This is a genomic window from Streptomyces sp. NPDC090045, assembly GCF_044747975.1.
GTDB lineage: Bacteria > Actinomycetota > Actinomycetes > Streptomycetales > Streptomycetaceae > Streptomyces.
The window spans coordinates 24601-42366 of sequence record NZ_JBIVFA010000024.1 but is presented as its reverse complement, the minus strand read 5'-3'; the positions used below and the strand labels follow the sequence as shown (position 1 = coordinate 42366).

Genomic DNA, 17766 nt, shown 5'->3' with positions numbered 1-17766 from the left:
GACTGACCGGAGCGCGGCGGGCGTACGGCCCGACGGCGTACGGCCGGGCTGTGTGCGGCCGGGCTGTGTGCGGGCCGGCCGGTGAGCCGCCGTGACGCCGCGGACGGGCCGGGGCCGGTCCTCACGGTGGTGCACGAGGCGGGCCGCGGTGCGCCGGGCTCCACGCTCGTCCTCGGCCTGCGGGGGCTGCACCACGATGCGGACGCCGAGGTGTTCGCCGCCCGCATCGCCGAGCGCCACCGCAGCTTCCGGGTCACCTTGGAGGGCCACGGTCCGGGCCGGCACACCCTGCGCCTCCTGCCGGAGGCCGCCGCGGCCGGCTCCGCGTCGCTGAGCGCCGAGCTGCTGGCCGACCTGCTGGGCCCGTACCCGGGCGGTGAACCCCTGGACCTGGACGGGTACCGGCGCGAACTGCTCGTGGAGGCCGTCACCCGTCCCGAGGGACCGGACCGGCACGTGGAGCAGATCCACTGGAACTGGGCGGGCCCGCTCGACCGGGCCCGGTTCGACGCGGCCTGGCAGTCCGTCTGCGGGCGGGAGTCGGTGCTCCGGGCGGCCTTCGACTGGACGGCCGTGCCCCGGCTCGTGCTGCATCCGGGCGCCGTGGTCGAGGTCGTCCACCGCACCCGCGCCGAGATCGGCTGGCCGGAACTCCTCGCCGCGGACCGGGCGCGGGGGTTCGCCCTCAACCGCCCGCCGCTGCTGCGCCTGACCCTGCTGGAGGGGGATGCGGGGGCGCCCACCCGGGTGCTGCTGACCTGCCACCGCGCCCTGCTCGACGAGCACGGCGTCCATCTGCTGCTGCGCGCGTTCTACCGCGCCTATCTCGCCGGAGGCGTCCTGCCCGGAGGGGAGCGCCGCCCCGACCTGTGGGACCACGCGCGCTGGCTGGCCCGGCAGGGCGCCGAGGGCGCCCGGGAGTGGTGGACGCGTGCGGCGCCCCCGCGCGGCGCCGCGACCGCGCCGGGGCGGCCCGGCGGGGACACCCGGCAGAGCGGTGAGGGGCACCTGCGTCGGCGGCTGGGCGAACCGTACGGTCCGAGGCTGCGCTCGTGGGCGGCGGCCCGGGGTGCCGGTGAGAGCAGTGCCCTGCACATGGTGTGGGCGCTGCTGCTGTACCGGGCGGCCGCGGCCGAGGGGCCCCTGCCGGTGAGTTTCGGGGTCCGGCTGCGGGGCGGAGACATCGCGCTGCCCGGGGCGGCCGGTATCCCCGGGCTGCTCGGCAGTCCGCTGCCGATGACGGTGCGGGTGGATCCGGCGGCCCCGCTGACGGGCCTGTTGCGGCAGGTGCACGAGGCCCGGCTGGACATGGCCGCCTACCCGTGGGTGTCGGCCGACCTCATCCGGGAGTGGAGCGGCCGGGGGGCGGGCGAGCGGCTCACCGACACCGTCCTCGTCTTCGACGGCCCGGCCGGACCGGGGGCGGACGTGGGCCGTGAACTGGCGGCACAGGGCATCGGCGTGGACGCGCCGCGGAGCGTCGGCGCCGCCACCGGGGTGCCCGTCACGGTCGTCGCCCGGCACGAGAGCGGCGGCGCGCTGGTGTTCGACGCCGTCTACGACCGGGCGAGGCTGGCGGATGCGGACGCCGCGGCGGTCCTGGGCCAGTGCGTCGGGCTGCTGCGGGCCCTGACCGATCTGCCGGACCCGGATCCCACCGTCGGCCAGGTGCTGGGGCTGCTGGCGGACGACGAGGTCCCCGCCATGGCCGGGGCGCCGGCCGTGGCACGGCGCGCCACCGTCAGCACGCTGCGCGGCGGGGCGTCTTCGGCGGACGTGATCTGTCTGCTGGTGGTGCCGGGGGTGGTGGGCGGCTGCTACGAGCTGTTCGCGCGCGAGCACCGGGGCCCGCAGACCATCGTGGCGCTGGACCTGGGCGGTCCGCCCGGCCCGGTGGGGCCCGCCGCCCTGGCCGCTCTGACCGGTCTGCCGGGGCCCGGCGGGCGGCTGGTGCTGTGCGGGTGCGGGCCCGGTGCGGGGGCGGCGTACGAGCTCGCGCGGGTTCTCGCGCAGGGGTCGGGGGCAGCGGTGAGCGTGGTCATGACGGGCCTCGGCGGTCCCCGGGGCAGCGCGGACGCGCTCGCCCGGGGGCTCGCGGGGATGGCGGTGCGGCGCGGCTGAACAGCCGGACGGCCGGGGTCCGGACACGGTCGGGTGTTATGCGGCGAAGAGGTCGAAGGTGGAGGTGCAGCGCGGTCCGGCGAGCACGTCGAGCTGCGGGTCGACGGCGAGCATGGCCTGGTGCAGGCGCTGGAGTTGGGGTGACGGCTCCACTCCGAGGTCCTCGATCAGGCGGCCGCGCAGCCGGCGGTAGACGTCCAGGGCCGTCGCCTGCCGGCCCGAGCGGTAGAGCGCGACCATGACCTGCGAGTGGAGTCCCTCGTGCTGGGGGTGGCGTGCGGTCAGCTCGGTCAATTCCGCGATCAGTTCGCTGTGCCGGCCCAGTCTGAGGTCGGCGTCGATCCGCCGCTCGACGGTGACCAGGCGGCTCTCCTCCAGGCGCATGACCTCGATGTCGAGGATCGGTCCGACGCGTACGTCAACCAGTGCCGGGCCCCGCCACAGGTCCAGGGCGGCCCGGAAGCGGGTGGCGCAGACCTGGCTGTCGCCGGATTCGAAGGCCGACTGGCCCTCGCGGACGAGGCGTTCGTAGTCGTGTACGTCGACGCCGTCCTCGGGTATCTGCAGGAGGTAGCCGCCGTGCCGGGTGACGAGGACCTCCTTGGCCCCGCCGGGGGCGTCGGGCCCCATCGCGGTGCCCAGCCGCCTGCGCAGCTGGAGGATGTACGTCTGCAGGGTGGTCAGTGCGCTCTGTGGCGGCGCGGTTCCCCAGATCTCCTCCATGAGGGTGGGAACCGGCATGACGCGCCCCGGATAGAGCGCGAGGAGCGACAGGATCTGTCTTGGTTTGCCCGCGGTCGGAACGATGGATCCGCCGTTGACCTCGGCGCTCAGCGGACCCAGAACCTGAATTCTCACGGTCTCCTCCGTACTTCCTTGGCTCTTTTCCTCCGGTGACCAAGGAGCTGCCCCCGTTCGAGGCACGCTAGCCGGGGTGGATGTGTTCCATCTCTTTCCTGTAGCGGCTTTCGAGCCGCCTTCCACCTGCGACGCCGCGGCAGAGCGCCCCTTTTTCGCACGGGTGCCGGGAATGCGGGAAAGATTTCTGATCCTTTTCCCGTGGAGGCCGAAAATCCGGTGCGTATGGCACGGGAATTCCCGGGCGTATTGGCGGCGGGTGGTTACGGCCAGTCGATGAGGGTGGTGGCCGGGGCGGGGGCGGCCGGGGCGCCGGCCGCGTGCGGGGCGACCGGCCAGTCGATGTCGCCGCCGTCGGCGAGGGCGGCCGCTCCGGCGGTGAGGACGGCGGCGGTGGCGAGGGCGGCGGTGGCGACGAGGCGGGCGATGTTCTTCATGGTGGCTCCTCCGTGGCAACGTTTCGAATCTTCTTGGCAAGTCCTCTGCCAAGAAGATTGGCAACGTGTGCTCGGGATTTGCTCGTCAATCGCTTGAGAAGGAGTGGAGGGAAGGGCGCCGACCGCCTCCCGGGCGGGTTGTCCGCCTTCGTGAACCGCCGTGACCTGCACGGAAATCGGCGAGGCGGGGCCGGTCGGGAATATTGCCAAGTGTTGCCAGGGGGTCGGAACTCGAGCATCGCCGGAGCGGGCATTGCCAAAACCGCCAGGCGATAGGCAATGTATTGCCAGACGTTTTGGCAATGCATGGCAGACAGGGTCGTGGACGTGCCGCGGCCCCGACAGCGGGGGGAGGCCCCTGAATTGAATGCGCCGACGTACGACACGGAACGAACGGCCCACCTGGACACGGCGGGCACGGGCCGGATGCCGGACGGCGTGCGGGCCGTGCTCGCCGCCTGCACGGCCCGCGACGACCGCTTCGGGAGCCGCGCGCTGGCGGAGCACCTCGGCGCCGTCCTGCACACCGAGGTGCACGAACGCATCGGCGCCCTGCTGGGCGTCCCGGCCGGCGACACGGTCCTGGCCACCGGCGCGGCCGAGGCCTTCGACGCCTTCGTCCGCGCCGCGGAGCTCGGTCCCGGCGACCGGATCTGGACCACCCCGTACGAGGGCGTGGCCCGCCTGAGCACCCTCTGCGCCCTGCGCGACCGCACCCGTTGCCGGCTGGAGGTGGTCCCGCTGCGGGCGGACGGCGACCTCGACCTGGACTGGATGCGGGCCCGCATCGACGAGGACGTCGCCCTCGTCTCGGTGGTGCACGTCTCCTCGGCCTGCGGGACCGTCAGTCCCGTCGAGCAGGTGGGCCGGCTGCTGGCCCCCCATCGGGCCCGCTACGCCGTCGACGCCTCCCACTCGGTGGGCCAGCTCCCCCTCGACGCCGCGCGCACCGGCGCGCACCTGGTCACGGCGGACGGCTGGCGGTTCCTGCGCGGCCCGCAGTCCGTGGGCTTCGCCTATGCCGCGCCCGGGGTGTGGAGCGGGCGCCCGCCGGCTCCCGCCCCGGCCGCCGTCGCCGCGCTGAACGCCGCCCTCGCCCACCACGGCGCCGCCGTGCGCCTGCCGTACGAGGACCTGCTGCCCCGGCTGCGGGCCGCCGTCGAGCGGACGCCGGGGACCGAACTGGTCCAAGCGGGCCGGGAGCAGGCCGGGATGCTGGCCTTCCGGCACGGCGAGGTGCCGGCCGCGCTCATCCGCCGCGGCCTGGCCCGGCGCGGGGTCGTCCTGTGGAAGACCGTCGCGCAGGAGAACCCGCTCCACCCGGCGGCGCGGGACGGCGCCCCCGCCGTGCGGGCCTCGGTACACCGCGACAACAGCGCGCAGGACGTCGACCGCTTCGAGCAGGCCCTGCGGGAGGTCCTGCGGGAGGAGCGGGAAGCGCGCAGGGAGCGGGGGCACGCCGGCGCGGCGGCCTCGGGTGCGGTGTGGGCCGCGGCCGGCGGGGACGGCTTCGGCGCTCCGTCGCCGTACCGGGCGGCGCCGGTGCGCCGCGGCCACCTCACCCTGCACCGGGCGACCTGAGCCCCACCACCCCCCACTGCCGGGCCGCCGAGCCCGCACGCCGCAGCGCGCCGGGACCGCGTCTCGTACGGGGTTCGAGTGGACTTCCACGGCGTCTTGAGCCGCGCGCGCGACGGTGGCCGCAATCCGGTCTTCAGATCTGGAGGATCCCCATGACCATCATCGACGTGTCCACCCCGCCCGTCCGTACCGACCGTGCGGCGGAACTGGCCGGCATCAAGGCGCAGGCCCTGGCCGGGCCGGGCGAGCGGGCCACCGAACAGCAGCACGCCAAGGGTAAGCTGACCGCCCGTGAGCGCATCGGCCTGCTGCTGGACGAGGGCTCGTTCCACGAGATCGAGGCGTTGCGCCGGCACCGCGCGAGCGGTTTCGGGCTGGAGCAGAAACGGCCCTACACCGACGGTGTGGTCACCGGCTGGGGCACGGTGGGCGGCCGCACCGTCTTCGTGTACGCGCACGACTTCCGCATCTTCGGCGGGGCGCTCGGCGAGGCCCACGCGGAGAAGATCCACAAGGTGATGGACCTGGCCGAGGCGGCCGGCGCGCCGCTGGTCTCGCTCAACGACGGAGCCGGCGCCCGTATCCAGGAGGGCGTGTCCGCCCTGGCCGGCTACGGCGGCATCTTCCAGCGCAACACCCGCTCCTCCGGGGTCATCCCGCAGATCAGCGTGATGATGGGGCCGTGCGCGGGCGGGGCGGCGTACTCCCCCGCGCTCACCGATTTCGTGTTCATGGTCCGCGGCACCTCGCAGATGTTCATCACCGGCCCCGACGTGGTCCGTGCCGTCACCGGTGAGGAGATCACGCAGAACGGTCTCGGCGGCGCCGACGTGCACGCCGCGGTCTCCGGGGTGGCCGCCTTCGCCTACGACGACGAGGAGAGCTGCCTGGAGGACGTACGGCACCTGCTGTCGCTGCTGCCCGCCAACAACCGCGAGACGCCGCCGCGCGAGGCGGGCGGGGATCCCGCGGACCGGCCGACCGGGGCGCTGGCCTCGATCGTGCCCGCCCATCCGCAGCAGGCGTACGACATCCGGCGCGTCATCGAGGAGGTCGTCGACGACGGGGACCACTTCGAGGTCCAGCCCGGCTGGGCGGCCAACGTGGTGTGCACGCTCGCCCGGATGGACGGGCACGTCACCGCGTTCGTCGCCAACCAGCCCGCCCACCTCGCCGGGGTGCTCGACATCCAGGCGAGCGAGAAGGCGGCCCGCTTCGTGCAGTTCTGCGACGCCTTCAACATCCCGATCGTCACCCTGGTCGACGTGCCCGGTTTCCTGCCCGGGGTGGGCCAGGAGCACGGCGGCATCATCCGGCACGGCGCCAAGCTGCTGTACGCGTACTGCAACGCCACCGTCCCGCGGATCTCCCTGGTCCTGCGCAAGGCGTACGGCGGCGCGTACATCGTGATGGACTCCCGTTCCATCGGTGCGGACCTCGCGCTGGCCTGGCCCACCAACGAGATCGCCGTCATGGGCGCCGAGGGCGCGGCGAACGTCATCTTCCGGCGGGAGATCGCCGCCGCGGCCGACCCCGACGCGACGCGCGCTCAGAAGATCAAGGAGTACACGACCGAGCTCATGCATCCCTACTACGCCGCCGAGCGCGGCCTGGTCGACGACGTCGTCGACCCGGCGGAGACCCGCTCGGTGCTCACCTCGGCCCTGGCCATGCTGCGTCCCAAGTACGCCGACCTGCCGTCGCGCAAGCACGGCAACCCGCCGGTATGACGGCCGGGGAGGCGGCCACCGGATCGGGGGCCGGGGAGGGGCCGTGGAGGATCACGCGCGGGCATCCCGACGCGGCGGAGACGGCCGCCGTGCTGGCGGTCCTGACGGCCCTGCTGGCCCGGCAGGCGGGCGAGCGGCCGGAGGAGCCTGCGCGCACCCGGGCGGCCGGCTGGGACCGCAGCGGCGGGTTCCGGCGCGCGGGGACCTGGCGCGAGCGCTGATCCGTCGCGCCCCGAGTGCCCTGCGGCACGCTCTGGACGTCCTGGTGAGCGACGGAGGGAAGAAGGATGACGACGGTCAAGGCGAGAGCGCAGGCCCCCGAACGGCCCGTGGCGCTGGTCACCGGGGCGACCAGCGGCATCGGGCTGGCCGTCGCCCGGGACCTGGGAGCGCGCGGCCACCGGGTGTTCGTGTGCGCGCGCACCGAGGCCGCGGTCAAGGAGACCGTCGCCGACCTGCAGGGCGAAGGGATGAGCGTGGAGGGCGCGGCCGCCGACGTACGCGACCGCTCGGCCGTGAAGGCGGTGGTCGCCTCGGCGGTGGCGGTGTACGGGGCGCCGGTCAGCATCCTGGTCAACAACGCGGGCCGCAGCGGCGGCGGCGCCACCGCGGACATCACCGACGAGCTGTGGCACGACGTCATCGACACCAACCTCAACAGCGTGTTCCTGCTGACGCGCGAGGTCCTCAACGGCGGCGGCCTCGGGGCGGAGCCCTGGGGCCGCATCGTCAACATCGCCTCCACCGCGGGCAAGCAGGGGGTCCTGCTCGGCGCCCCCTACACCGCCTCCAAGCACGCCGTGGTCGGCTTCACCAAGGCGCTCGGCAAGGAACTCGCACCGACCGGTACCACCGTCAACGCGGTCTGCCCCGGCTATGTGGAGACGCCCATGGCGGCGCGCGTGCGCAGCGGGTACGCGCAGGCGTGGGACACCACCGAGGAGTACGTGCAGGAGCAGCTCGAGTCGAAGATTCCGCTCGGCCGCTACTCCACGCCCGAGGAGGTGGCCGCTCTGGTCGGCTACCTGACCACCGATCTGGCGGCCTCCATCACGGCCCAGGCCCTCAACGTGTGCGGGGGGCTGGGGAACTTCTGACGCCGGCCACCGCCGCCGGGGGGCGGGGACGCACGTGAGGGAGGGCCGCGGACGGTCGATCGTCCGCGGCCCTCCCCCGCTGCCGGTCCCTCCTCGTCACAGGATGGCCGGCGGTCCCGAAACGTCCCAGACGACGGCCTGCGGGGCGATCCGTGCGTCCCGCCAGTCGGCCAGGGCGGGTGCGTCGACCGGCTCGTCCGAGAGCAGGACGTGCCGCAGGGCCGGCAGGCTGCTCCGGCCGGTGCGGGCCGCCGCGGTCAGGCGGGCGAAGGCGGACGGCAGTTGCGTCAGCACCGTCACCTCCTGCTCGGCCAGCAGGCGGGTGAAGGCGCGGGCGTCGCAGGCGGTGTCGCGGTCCACGACGACGGCGCGTGCGCCGGACAGCAGGGGTCCCCAGAGCTCGCGCATGCCCAGGTCCAGGCTGAGGGAGTGGAAGGAGGTCCACACCGCTTCCGGTCCCGACTCCAGCAGCGGGAGCAGGGCGTCCACCCACGACAGGACGTCCAGGTGGCTGACGGGCCGCAGGGCCAGGGCCCGGCCCGGGTCGCCGCCCTCGGGGAGGGCCAGGAAGGCGGTGGCGGGCGCGATCGCGCGGCGCATCGCCGCTTCGGGGCGGGCCGCGATGACGAAGCGGCCCGCCTTGGCCAGCGGGATCTCGTCGCGCAGCAGTCCGCCGTCCGAGACGACCATCTCGGCGCCGGCGTCGCGCATCAGGAACTCCTGCAGGCCCGCGTTGTGCCCGGGCTCCAGCGGCAGTACCGCCGCCCCGGTGCGCAGCGCGCCCACGACGGCGGCGGGGGCCTTGCAGGTGCGCTGGGCGCGTACGGCGACCACCGATCCGGGTCCCGTGCGGCCCGACAGGCGTGCGGCGATGTCGTCGGCGAGCCAGTCCGCTTCGAGGTAGGTCGTCTGCTGTTCGCCGTCCCGGGCGCAGATGCGGGCCGGGTGGCGGGCGGCCGCGGCGGCGAAGCGGAGGTCGATGCGGTGCCGGCGTGCGGACGGCCCGGCGGCCGGGTCGAGCCCGATCCGTGCGAGCAGAGCGGCCAGGTCGGCGGACAACTGGTCGAGCTCCGGATGATCCGGAGTGGCGTTCATGCGGCCTCCCAGCGGGCGGGTCGTTGCTCCGGGGGCCGATGGTGTCGCAGGGGACCGGAGAACGGCTCAAGTCCCGCCGCACAGGGCGGCTTGACGGTTGCTCAGCGGGGGCTGGACGTCTGCTCGATGCTGTGTCCACGGGTGGTCGAGGACTGCTGGAAAGGCCTGGCCCGCCCGGTGGTGGCATGCCTACGATTCTGGAACTCACGCCGAAGCCACCCTCTCTCCGTCGCGCTCCGAGGTGACCACTCGTAGACGCAGGCATATGGAACTGAGCTTTGTGGCTATGGCCCGTCTCGCGAGACTGGACTTGACTGTACTCATGACTCAGAACACGCAGATCACCCTCGTCATCGGCGGTCACGGCAAGACCGGCCGGCGCGTCGCCGAGAAGCTTTCCGCCCAGGGCCGCGAGGTCCGCATCGGTTCGCGCAGCGGCCGGCCCGCCTTCGACTGGCACGAGAGCGCCACCTGGGGTCCGGCGCTGGAGGGCGTCGACCGGGTGTACGTGACCTACTACCCCGACCTCGCCTTCCCGGGAGCGGCCGAGCAGGTCGCCGAGTTCTCCAAGGTGGCCGTCGCCGCCGGTGCGCGCCGTCTGGTGCTGCTGTCCGGGCGCGGTGAGGAGGCCGCGGAGGTGTCGGAGGAGAACCTGAAGGCCTCCGGCGCCGACTGGACCATCGTCCGCTCCAGCTGGTTCAACCAGAACTTCAACGAGAGCTTCTTCCTGGAGCCCGTCCTGGCCGGCGAGATCGCCCTGCCGACCGGTGACGCCGTGGAGGCCTTCGTCGACGCCGACGACATCGCCGATGTCGTGGTGGCGGCGCTGACCGATGACAAGCACATCGGCAAGACCTACGAGCTGTCGGGCCCGCGCCTGCTCAGCTACAGCGATGTGGCCGCGGAGCTGACCAAGGCCACCGGGCGCCAGATCACGTACATCTCGGTCACCAACGAGGAGTACCGTGCCGTGCTGCGCGAGAACGGCCTCCCGGAGGAGTTCGCGGACCTGTTCACGATGATCCTCGACGGTCGCAACGCGCACCTGGTGCACGGTGTCGAGGAGGCCCTGGGCCGCAAGCCCAAGGACTTCTCGGAGTTCGCGCGCGAGGCGGCGGCGTCCGGGGTCTGGAACGTCTGACGGTAGGGGACCCCTTTCACCGTCTCTCTGCTCCCTCCCTTCTCACTCCTTGACCGGGCGGCGACTCTGGTACGGCCGCCGCCCGGTGCTCGGGGTGTCCGGGGACGGACAGCGCACAGCGGCACCACCGCACACCGGTACCACCCCGCAGGACAGACAGGCAGGAGGCTCCCGTGCCGGCTCCCCCGTCGTATTCCAGCGAACACGGGCTGGAACACCTTCCCCCGCACTTCCACGGCTTCGCCCTGATGCACGTCGCGATGCGGCGTGACGCGGCCCGGCTGCGCGCGGCGGCCCCCGCGTGGAACGGTGCGGGCGCCGCGTGGTGGCAGCGGCTGCGCGAGGTCATCGAATGGCACCACACCAGTGAGGACGACGTGCTGTGGCCCGGACTGCGCCGCCGGGACGCCGACTTCGATGCGCAGGCGCGCGAACTGCACGAGGACCACGAGGAGTTGGACGCGGCGATGGCGGCCGTGTCGACGGCGGTCGCCCGCCGCGGCGACGGTCTGGTCAGGGCGGCGCAGACCTTCGAGGGCGTGCTGCGCGACCATCTGCGCGACGAGGAGCGGATCGTCTTCCCGGTCTTCGACCGGCTGGGCGAGCGGGCCTATCTGGCCGAGGAGCGCAAGGTGGTCTCCAGTGCCCCGATGCGCGTGATGACGTATCTGCAGCCGTGGATGTTCGACGGCGCGTCCCGGCAGTCGGTCGCGCACGTCTCGGCGACCATCCCGCCGCCCGTCCGGCTGATCGGCGCCACGCTGCTGAACCGGCGCTACGAGCGCACGTTGAAGGGAATTTTGAAGTGAGCAGCACGACCACGCAATCGGTGACGCTGGTGGCGGCGACGGTGGGGACCGGGCTGATGGCCGGCCTGTACTTCGCCTTCGACATCTCGGTGATGCCGGGGCTGGGCCGCGGTGACGACCAGACGTATGTGACCGCGATGCGCAACATCAACGAGGCGATCGACAACGGTCTGTTCGGCCTGCTCTTCCTGGGCGCGTTCCTGGCGACCGGGGTGGCGGCCGCGCAGCAGCAGCGCGGCGGCCGCCTTGACGCGGCGCGGTGGGGCTGGCTGGCGTTCGCGCTGTACGGGCTGTCGCTGGCGGTCACCGCGATCGTGAACCTTCCCCTCAACAATCAGCTGGCCCGGGCCGGCGCCGACGCGGCGGCGGCCCGCTCCCGTTTCGGGGGCCGGTGGGCTTCCGGCAACGTCGTGCGCACGGTGGCCTGTACGGCGGCGCTGGCCGCGCTGGGGCGCGCGCTGACGCTGCACGGCCGCGCCTCGGCGGCGTAGAGCCCCGCGATCGGCGCCCGCTCTCTTTCCGTCCCCCGCGGGAGAGCGGGCGCTTCGCCGCGTGCGGACGGCGGCGCGGGAACAGCAGGGGTGCGGGGTGGGGGGCTTCGGCGCGGAGGCGCGCGGCGCGAGAGGATGGATGCATGGACACGCTGACCGGATTGCTGGAGGGGCCCAAGGCCCGGGGGGCCTTCCTCCTCAAGTCCGTCTTCAACCCGCCCTGGTCGCTGCGCGTGGAGGACCGGGCGCCGCTCTCGGTGGTCACGATGGTGCACGGTGACGCCTGGCTGGTGCCCGGCCTCGGCAGCCCGGTGATGATCCGGCCCGGTGACGTGGCGGTCGTGCGGGGCCCCGAGCCGTACACGGTCGCGGACCGCCTGGACACGCCGGTGCAGATCACCGTCGGCCCGGAGCAGCGGTGCAGCACCGAGGAGGGCGAGGACGTCACCGAGACGATGGCGCTGGGTGTGCGGACCTGGGGTGACGATTTCCAGGACGCCGGTTCGGCGGTGATGCTGAGCGGCACCTACCAGGCGCCGAGCGAGATCGGCCGGCGGCTGCTGAGCGCGTTGCCGACGATCCTGGTGCGTCCGGCCGAGGCCGCCGACACCATGCTGGTCGCGCTGCTGGCCTCGGAGATCTCCAAGGACGAGCCGGGCCAGGAGATCGTGCTGGACCGTCTGCTGGACCTGCTGCTGATCGGGGTGCTGCGGACCTGGCTGGCGGCGCCCGGCAGCGGTGCGCCCTCCTGGTACCGGGCGCAGAGCGATCCGGTGGTCGGGCCGGCGTTGCGGCTGCTCCACGAGAATCCGGCGCACGGGTGGACCGTGGGGGAACTCGCCCTGAAGGTGGGGGTGTCGCGGGCTTCGATGGCCCGCCGGTTCACCGATGTGGTGGGTGAGCCGCCGGTGGCCTATCTGACGGGGTGGCGGCTCGCCCTCGCCGCGGATCTGCTGCGGGAGCCGGACGCGACCATCGCGACGGTGGCCCGGCGGGTGGGCTACAGCTCGGCCTTCGCCCTGTCGACGGCCTTCAAGCGGGTGCGGGGCGTGAGTCCCCAGGAGTTCCGTACGGGTGTGCACCCCGTCGCCGCGCCGGAGGCCGTGCAGCAGGCGCGCACGGTGGTGTTGCCCCGGCCTTGACGGCCGGTGGCGGGTGCGGGCCCGGGCGCCGGGGGGTGTCCGGGCCCGTGTTCTAGACGGGCGCCGCCGCGGAGGCCGGTACGGGCGCTGCGGCCTCCTGGGGCGGCCTGCGGTGCTCGCGTGCCACGGCGGTCAGGACCAGGTGCGGGCCGGCGAGCCAGCGGCCCCGGTAGTGCGGGTCCACCGGTGGGGGCAGTGGCGGGTGCAGGGTGGTGGTGAAGCGGCCGTCGGGGAAGAGGGTGAGGGTGGCGTCGCGGAAGCCGAGCCAGATGCCGGTGGCCGGGTACCAGGCCTTGTACGCCGCTTCCTTGGCGGAGAAGAAGATGCGGTCCCACGGGGTCGAGGGGTCGGCTGCGGCGAGGTCGGCGAGGTGGCTGCGCTCCGTGTCGGAGGCGATCAGGCCGAGGACGCCGCGGGGCAGTGGGCCCGCCGGTTCCGCATCGATGCCGATGGCGGCCATCGCGGAGGCGGGGGCGGCCGCCGCGGCGCGGTAGCCGGCGCAGTGGGTGATGCTGCCGACCACTCCGGCCGGCCACTGGGGGGCGCCGCCCGGGCCCGGGAGGAGGGCTGTGGCGGGGCGGCCGAGGTCGGCCAGGCAGCGGCGGGCGCAGGCCCGGGCGGTGGCGAACTGGCGGCGCCTGCGGTCCCGTCGGCCCTGCATGAGGGCGGCCTCGGCCGGGAAGAGAGGGGCGGGCGCCGCGTCGTCGAAGGCTTCCGATGACGTGACGCCCGGGGGAAGGAGTTCCTCGATCATCGTTGGGCGAGCTCCGTGACGGCTGCGACCGCCAGCAGCGGACGCTCCAGCGCGAGCATGTGGCCGGCGTCGGGGACCGGTTCGAAGCGGGCGCCGGGCAGGACCTGGGCGAGGGTTTCGGCCAGGGTGATGTCGATCACCTTGTCGGCGTCGCCGTGCAGGACCACGGCGGGGGTGGTGACCGCCTTCAGTTGCTCGCGGACGTCCCAGCCGCGGGTGCAGCGGAAGAAGTCCGCGCGCACGCGCGGTGTGGTGGCGGCGAACATCTGCCGGTTCACCTCTCGTACGACGGGATCCACGCCCTTGCCCAGGGTGGAGCCGAGCAGTTTGCCGCCCAGCCAGGGGCGGTGCAGGGCCCGGGAGAAGACCGGGCTGCCCATCATCTTGACCTCGCTGTCGGGGGTGTCCTGGCCGTGTGCCGCCGTGGCCAGCAGCACCAGGCCGCGCAGTCGGCCCGCCGAGGGTGAGGTGGCGGCGTAGGAGAGGGCGGCGAAGCCGCCGCCGGAGTGGCCGACGAGGACGGCCTCGCGGGCGTCGGTCTCGCCCAGGACGGCGGCGAGGTCGGCGCTGAGGCGCTCCACCGAGACCGGGGTGCGGCCGAGGGTGGAGGCGCCGTGGCCGCGCTGGTCGTAGAGCACGACCCGGTGTCCGGCGCGGATCAGCCGGTCGGCGACGGTGCCCCAGGCGCGGCGGGTGTGTGCCCAGCCGTGCAGCAGGACGACGTCGGCGCCGGGCGGTGTTCCGTTCAGGGGGGCCAGTACGGTCACCGCGAGTTCGGCGCCGTCGTCGGTGCGCAGGGTCAGCTCGCCGGCGAGCTGGGGGGCGGCGGTCACCGGGGTGCCGCCGACAGCTGCCGGTCCAGTGAAGCGAACGCGGCGAGGGTGGCCTTGGAGTGCTCGGCGCCCAGGTCCGCGACCTTGGCCAGGACCTTGAGCCAGCCGTGCGGGCTGCCGGTGAAGTGCATCGAGACGCGGGTGCGGCCACCGGGCAGCGGTTCAAGGAGGAAGGTGCTCGGGCCGCGGAAGACGCCGTCGACGTACTCGATGTCGAGTCGGCGGCCGGGCTCGACGGCGACCGTGCGGGAGGTGAAGCGCAGCTTCAGTCCGCCCTTGTCGACGCCCTTGGTGTGCACGGTCACCCCGACCGTGCCGCCGACCTCGTCGGGGGCGCCGGAGACGGCGGTGAACGTGTTGTGCGGGACCCACCATTTCTTGGCGCCGCGGAATTCGGCGACGAGCGCGTCCCAGACGGCATCCGCCGGGGCGTCGATCACCGCCTCGTCGATCAGGTCGTACGTGCTCATCTGAGGGGCCTCCACTCGATACGGGACATGGCAGTGGGGGCGGGGGTCGTGGTGCTCCCCCGCCCCCACCGCCGGGACTCCACGGCCGGCCGGTCTGCCGTCAGGCGAAGAAGCCCTGGCCGGGCGTGAAGATGTTGTTGGGGTCGAACCTCCGCTTGGCGTTGACGAAGCCGCTCCAGCGGTTGCCGAAGTGCTTCTGCCAGTCGGCGCCCGTCATCGGGATCGAGCCCACCAGGTAGCGCTTGGCGCCGGAGGCCACCGCGATGTCGTACAAGCGGCGGTTCTGGTCGATCATGCCCTGGATGTCGGGCTCACCCGGGTTGGGGAAGCGCAGCAGGTCGAAGAGGTAGACCACGGACTCGTTGGGCATCATCGCCAGCGGCCGCTTGATCTTCGAGGTGTAGAACGGGTAGAAGAGCAGGAATCCGCCGCCGAGGGAGTTCGCGTCCAGCTCCTGCTCGACGAGCTTCATGAACGCCTTGGTCTTCGAGGCGGGCAGGAACATGCTCAGCCACGGCTTGGGCGTGTACCAGTGGCCGCCCTCCTTCAGGTACGCCTCGTAGGCGTCGAGGCGGAACATGTAGTCCCTGAAGGAGACGTCCTCGATGACGGCGTCGGCGCGGACGTCCTTGAGGTCGCACAGCAGCCGGGTGCGGTTGGGCGGCGTGGTGTTGTAGGTGGCGCCGACCTCGAGCTTGTACCGCCAGCCGGAGTTGTCCGGGGTGCGGAGCATCTCGCCGGCGTGGACCTGGAACCGGCCGTCGGCCAGGACCTTCTCCGAGTCGGCGAGGTACTGCTCGACGGTGCTGTAGAAGAGGCTGAAGATGACGGCCCGCTTGGGCGCGGGGATCAGCTTGACGGTGGCCCGGACGATGATGCCGACCTGGCCGCCGCCGGAGAGGGCGGCGTTGAACAGTTCGGTGCGCTGGGTGGCGCTGGCGGTGACGAGCTTGCCGTCGCCGGTGACGATGTCGATCGACTGGACGGTGTCGCACAGCAGGCCGTACTTCTGCACGGTGCCGCCGATGCCGCCGATGCTGATGGTGCCGCCGATGGAGATGTACAGGTAGTCGGGCAGCGCCGGCGGGGTCTTGCCGACCTTGAGGGTGGCGTCGGTCAGCTGGCCCCAGGTCACCCCGGCCTCGACGACGGCGGTGTCGCTGCCGATCGAGATGATCTTCGACATGCCCTTGGCGTCGATGGAGATGCCGCCGGGGACCCGGGCCTGTCCGTAGACCGAGTGGGATTCGATGTCGTCGCCGGTGCCGCCCTGCCCGTTGACGGCGATCTTGATGTTGTTGGTGCGGGCGTAGTCGACGATCTTGACGATGTCGTTGGTGCCGCCGGGGCGCAGCACCGCCCACGGCTTGCTCGGGGCGCCGTCGAAGAGGTGCCCGAAGTCGTTGGCGAAGGAGTCGACCACGCCGGGGGTCGTCTCCAGGGTTCCGACCAGCCCCGGTACGGGGACGACGTCGGAGTTGCCGGCGGCCTCGGCGGCCGTCGCCCAGGTCTGGGACACGGTGTTCCAGCCGACGACCGCGACGGCCGTGGTCGCGATCCCGCCCAGGACCCGGCGGCGGGACGGCTCCGCGGCGGTGCCCGCGGCGGTTCTGTGGGTGCTGCTCATCTTCGTACGTCTCCTACTGGTGAGGTACCGGCTTGGTGCTGCGCACCCGGGAAGCGAGCTGGTACTCGCTCAGGTCGAGGCGCTTGGTCCCGCGACGGAAGCGCCAGGTGTAGGTGGGGAAGACCGTCGTGTTGCGGCCGTTCGCGTCGAGGTACCAGCTCTTGCAGCCGCCCGACATCCAGACGGTGCCCTCGAGGTGCTGGTCGAGTTTGCGGTTGTAGGCGTCCTGCGCCTCCTGGCGGACCTCGATGCTGGCCAGGCCGCGCTTCTCGGCCTGCTGGAGGGAGTCGACGACGTACTGGACCTGCGCCTCGATCATCACGGTCTGCGAGGAGTGCCCCAGGGCGGTGTTGGGGCCCAGGAGCATGAACAGGTTGGGGAAGCCGGCGATGGTGGTGCCCCGGTGGGCGGCCATGCCGTCCTTCCAGGCCTCGCGCAGCTGGACGCCGCCCCTGCCCCAGATCCGGCGGGCGACCGGGCGGTCGGTGGCCTGGAAGCCGGTGCCCAGGATGATGGTGTCGACCTCGCGCTCCACACCGTCCGAGCCGACGATCGACTTGGGGCGGACCTCGGCGATGGTGTCGGTGACGATCTCCACGTTGGGCTGCTGGATCGCCGGGTACCAGGTGTTGGAGAACAGCAGGCGCTTGCACGCCACCAGGTAGTCGGGAGTGAGCCTGGCGCGCAAGGCCTCGTCCGCCACCGACTTCTTCAGGTGGTCGCTCGCCATCTTCTGGACCTTCTCGGCGAGCTTGGGGCGCTTCCAGAAGAAGGCCAGGATCTCCCGGCCCCACATGTTGAAGCCCCGCCGGAACTGCTGGTAGCCGGGCAGCGAGCGGAGCATCCTGGTGTGGAGCTCGCTGTTGGCCTTGTCGGGCTTGGGGCCGATCCACGGGGGCGTGCGCTGGTAGAGGTCCAGCTGCCCGACCTCGGGCTGGATCTTGGGGACGAACTGGATGGCGGAGGCGCCGGTGCCGATGACGGCGACGCGGCGGCCGGCCAGGTCGTGGTCGTGGTCCCAGTTCGAGGAGTGGAAGATCTTGCCCTCGAAGTCGGCAAGTCCCTTGATGTCGGGGACGGCGGCCTCGCTGAGGTAGCCGGTGCCGGTGACCAGGAACTGGGCGGTGTAGCGGCCCTGGGAGGTCTCGATCGTCCAGTGCCGCTCGCCCTCGTCCCAGCGGGCGGCCTCCAGTTCGTGCCCGAACCGGATGTGGGGGCGTACGCCGAAGCGGTCGGCCGTGTCGCGCAGGTAGGCGTACAGCTCGTCGCGGGAGGCGAACGTCGACTTCCAGTTCGGGTTGCGGGCGAAGGAGAACGAGTAGAGGTGGGACATGACGTCGCACGCACAACCGGGATAGCTGTTGTCGCGCCAGGTGCCGCCGACCTCGTCGGCCCGCTCGAACACCAGGAAGTCGTCGATGCCCGACTGCAGCAGTCGGATGGCGGTGCCCAGGCCCGAGAAGCCGGTGCCGATGACCGCGACCCGCAGGTGCCGGGTCGGTCCGCCGCCACCGGGATGCGTCTCGGTGCCCGTGAGTGCTCCGCCGTCCTTGGCCGGCTCAAGAATGCTCGTCACGTCG

The 17766-nt window shown here is 72.8% G+C and carries 17 protein-coding genes; 9 read left to right on the top strand and 8 right to left on the bottom strand.

The genetic code is table 11. The features are described 5' to 3' along the window. The first annotated feature begins 81 nt into the window (after nt 1-81). Nucleotides 82-2121 carry a condensation domain-containing protein gene (locus tag ACIPYQ_RS38575; protein WP_401259051.1) on the top strand — a complete coding sequence of 680 codons (2040 nt, stop codon included), beginning with the start codon at nt 82-84 and terminating at the stop codon, nt 2119-2121. Nucleotides 2122-2157: 36 nt separating this feature from the next. Here ACIPYQ_RS38575 and ACIPYQ_RS38570 read toward each other — a convergent pair whose 3' ends face one another. Together ACIPYQ_RS38570 and ACIPYQ_RS38565 are read right to left on the bottom strand one after the other, a co-directional pair. Then, the gene (locus tag ACIPYQ_RS38570) at nt 2158-2979 is read right to left on the bottom strand and encodes an AfsR/SARP family transcriptional regulator (RefSeq protein WP_361761518.1); all 822 of its coding nucleotides are present in this window, start codon (nt 2977-2979) and stop codon (nt 2158-2160) included. A 263-nt stretch (nt 2980-3242) separates the two neighbouring features. Further along, complete coding sequence (locus ACIPYQ_RS38565) at nt 3243-3416, bottom strand: hypothetical protein (RefSeq protein ID WP_401259050.1); 174 nt, start codon at nt 3414-3416, stop codon at nt 3243-3245. A 363-nt stretch (nt 3417-3779) separates the two neighbouring features. On the opposite strand from ACIPYQ_RS38565, the gene ACIPYQ_RS38560 reads away from it, so the two are divergent. The 4 genes from ACIPYQ_RS38560 to ACIPYQ_RS38545 all read left to right on the top strand — a co-directional run bounded on the left by ACIPYQ_RS38560 (nt 3780) and on the right by ACIPYQ_RS38545 (nt 7824). Further along, complete coding sequence (locus ACIPYQ_RS38560) at nt 3780-4997, top strand: aminotransferase class V-fold PLP-dependent enzyme (protein WP_401259049.1); 1218 nt, start codon at nt 3780-3782, stop codon at nt 4995-4997. Between the two features lie 152 nt (nt 4998-5149). Next, nucleotides 5150-6727 (top strand): acyl-CoA carboxylase subunit beta, encoded by a 1578-nt coding sequence (locus ACIPYQ_RS38555; protein WP_401259048.1) that lies wholly within the window; start codon nt 5150-5152, stop codon nt 6725-6727. Continuing rightward, complete coding sequence (locus ACIPYQ_RS38550; RefSeq protein ID WP_401259047.1) at nt 6724-6948, top strand: acyl-CoA carboxylase epsilon subunit; 225 nt, start codon at nt 6724-6726, stop codon at nt 6946-6948. Before ACIPYQ_RS38555 ends, ACIPYQ_RS38550 begins: the two co-directional genes overlap by 4 nt. A gap of 66 nt (nt 6949-7014) precedes the next feature. Next, nucleotides 7015-7824, top strand: coding sequence for an SDR family NAD(P)-dependent oxidoreductase (locus ACIPYQ_RS38545; RefSeq protein ID WP_361761533.1), 810 nt, complete (start codon nt 7015-7017; stop codon nt 7822-7824). A 96-nt stretch (nt 7825-7920) separates the two neighbouring features. On the opposite strand, the gene ACIPYQ_RS38540 is transcribed toward ACIPYQ_RS38545, so the two are convergent. Continuing rightward, nucleotides 7921-8919 (bottom strand): AMP-binding protein, encoded by a 999-nt coding sequence (locus ACIPYQ_RS38540; RefSeq protein ID WP_401259046.1) that lies wholly within the window; start codon nt 8917-8919, stop codon nt 7921-7923. Nucleotides 8920-9241: 322 nt separating this feature from the next. On the opposite strand from ACIPYQ_RS38540, the gene ACIPYQ_RS38535 reads away from it, so the two are divergent. The 4 genes from ACIPYQ_RS38535 (at nt 9242) to ACIPYQ_RS38520 (ending at nt 12502) form a co-directional block, all read left to right on the top strand. Continuing rightward, a complete protein-coding gene (locus ACIPYQ_RS38535; protein WP_401259045.1) occupies nt 9242-10060 on the top strand; it encodes an NAD(P)H-binding protein in 819 nt (272 codons plus the stop codon). A gap of 173 nt (nt 10061-10233) precedes the next feature. After that, the gene (locus ACIPYQ_RS38530) at nt 10234-10869 is read left to right on the top strand and encodes a hemerythrin domain-containing protein (RefSeq protein WP_361761542.1); all 636 of its coding nucleotides are present in this window, start codon (nt 10234-10236) and stop codon (nt 10867-10869) included. Then, nucleotides 10866-11360 (top strand): anthrone oxygenase family protein, encoded by a 495-nt coding sequence (locus ACIPYQ_RS38525; RefSeq protein WP_361761544.1) that lies wholly within the window; start codon nt 10866-10868, stop codon nt 11358-11360. The genes ACIPYQ_RS38530 and ACIPYQ_RS38525 overlap by 4 nt, the downstream gene beginning before the upstream one ends. A 143-nt stretch (nt 11361-11503) precedes the next feature. Further along, a complete protein-coding gene (locus ACIPYQ_RS38520; RefSeq protein WP_401259043.1) occupies nt 11504-12502 on the top strand; it encodes an AraC family transcriptional regulator in 999 nt (332 codons plus the stop codon). A 52-nt stretch (nt 12503-12554) separates the two neighbouring features. Here the strand turns inward: ACIPYQ_RS38520 and ACIPYQ_RS38515 are convergent, their stop codons facing one another. The 5 genes from ACIPYQ_RS38515 to ACIPYQ_RS38495 form a co-directional block, all read right to left on the bottom strand. Then, on the bottom strand, nt 12555-13256 hold the full coding sequence (locus ACIPYQ_RS38515; protein ID WP_401259041.1) for a 4'-phosphopantetheinyl transferase: 702 nt from the start codon (nt 13254-13256) through the stop codon (nt 12555-12557). Next, entirely contained in the window at nt 13253-14089 is an 837-nt protein-coding gene (locus ACIPYQ_RS38510) for an alpha/beta fold hydrolase (RefSeq protein WP_401259039.1), read from the bottom strand. Before ACIPYQ_RS38510 ends, ACIPYQ_RS38515 begins: the two co-directional genes overlap by 4 nt. Beyond that, nucleotides 14086-14559: an SRPBCC family protein gene (locus ACIPYQ_RS38505; RefSeq protein ID WP_401259037.1), complete on the bottom strand. Its 474-nt coding sequence runs from the start codon at nt 14557-14559 to the stop codon at nt 14086-14088. Before ACIPYQ_RS38505 ends, ACIPYQ_RS38510 begins: the two co-directional genes overlap by 4 nt. Before the next feature lie 100 nt (nt 14560-14659). Further along, nucleotides 14660-16186 carry an FAD-binding protein gene (locus tag ACIPYQ_RS38500; protein WP_401259036.1) on the bottom strand — a complete coding sequence of 509 codons (1527 nt, stop codon included), beginning with the start codon at nt 16184-16186 and terminating at the stop codon, nt 14660-14662. Between the two features lie 13 nt (nt 16187-16199). Further along, nucleotides 16200-17762, bottom strand: coding sequence for a flavin-containing monooxygenase (locus ACIPYQ_RS38495; protein WP_401259035.1), 1563 nt, complete (start codon nt 17760-17762; stop codon nt 16200-16202). Nucleotides 17763-17766 lie beyond the last annotated feature (4 nt).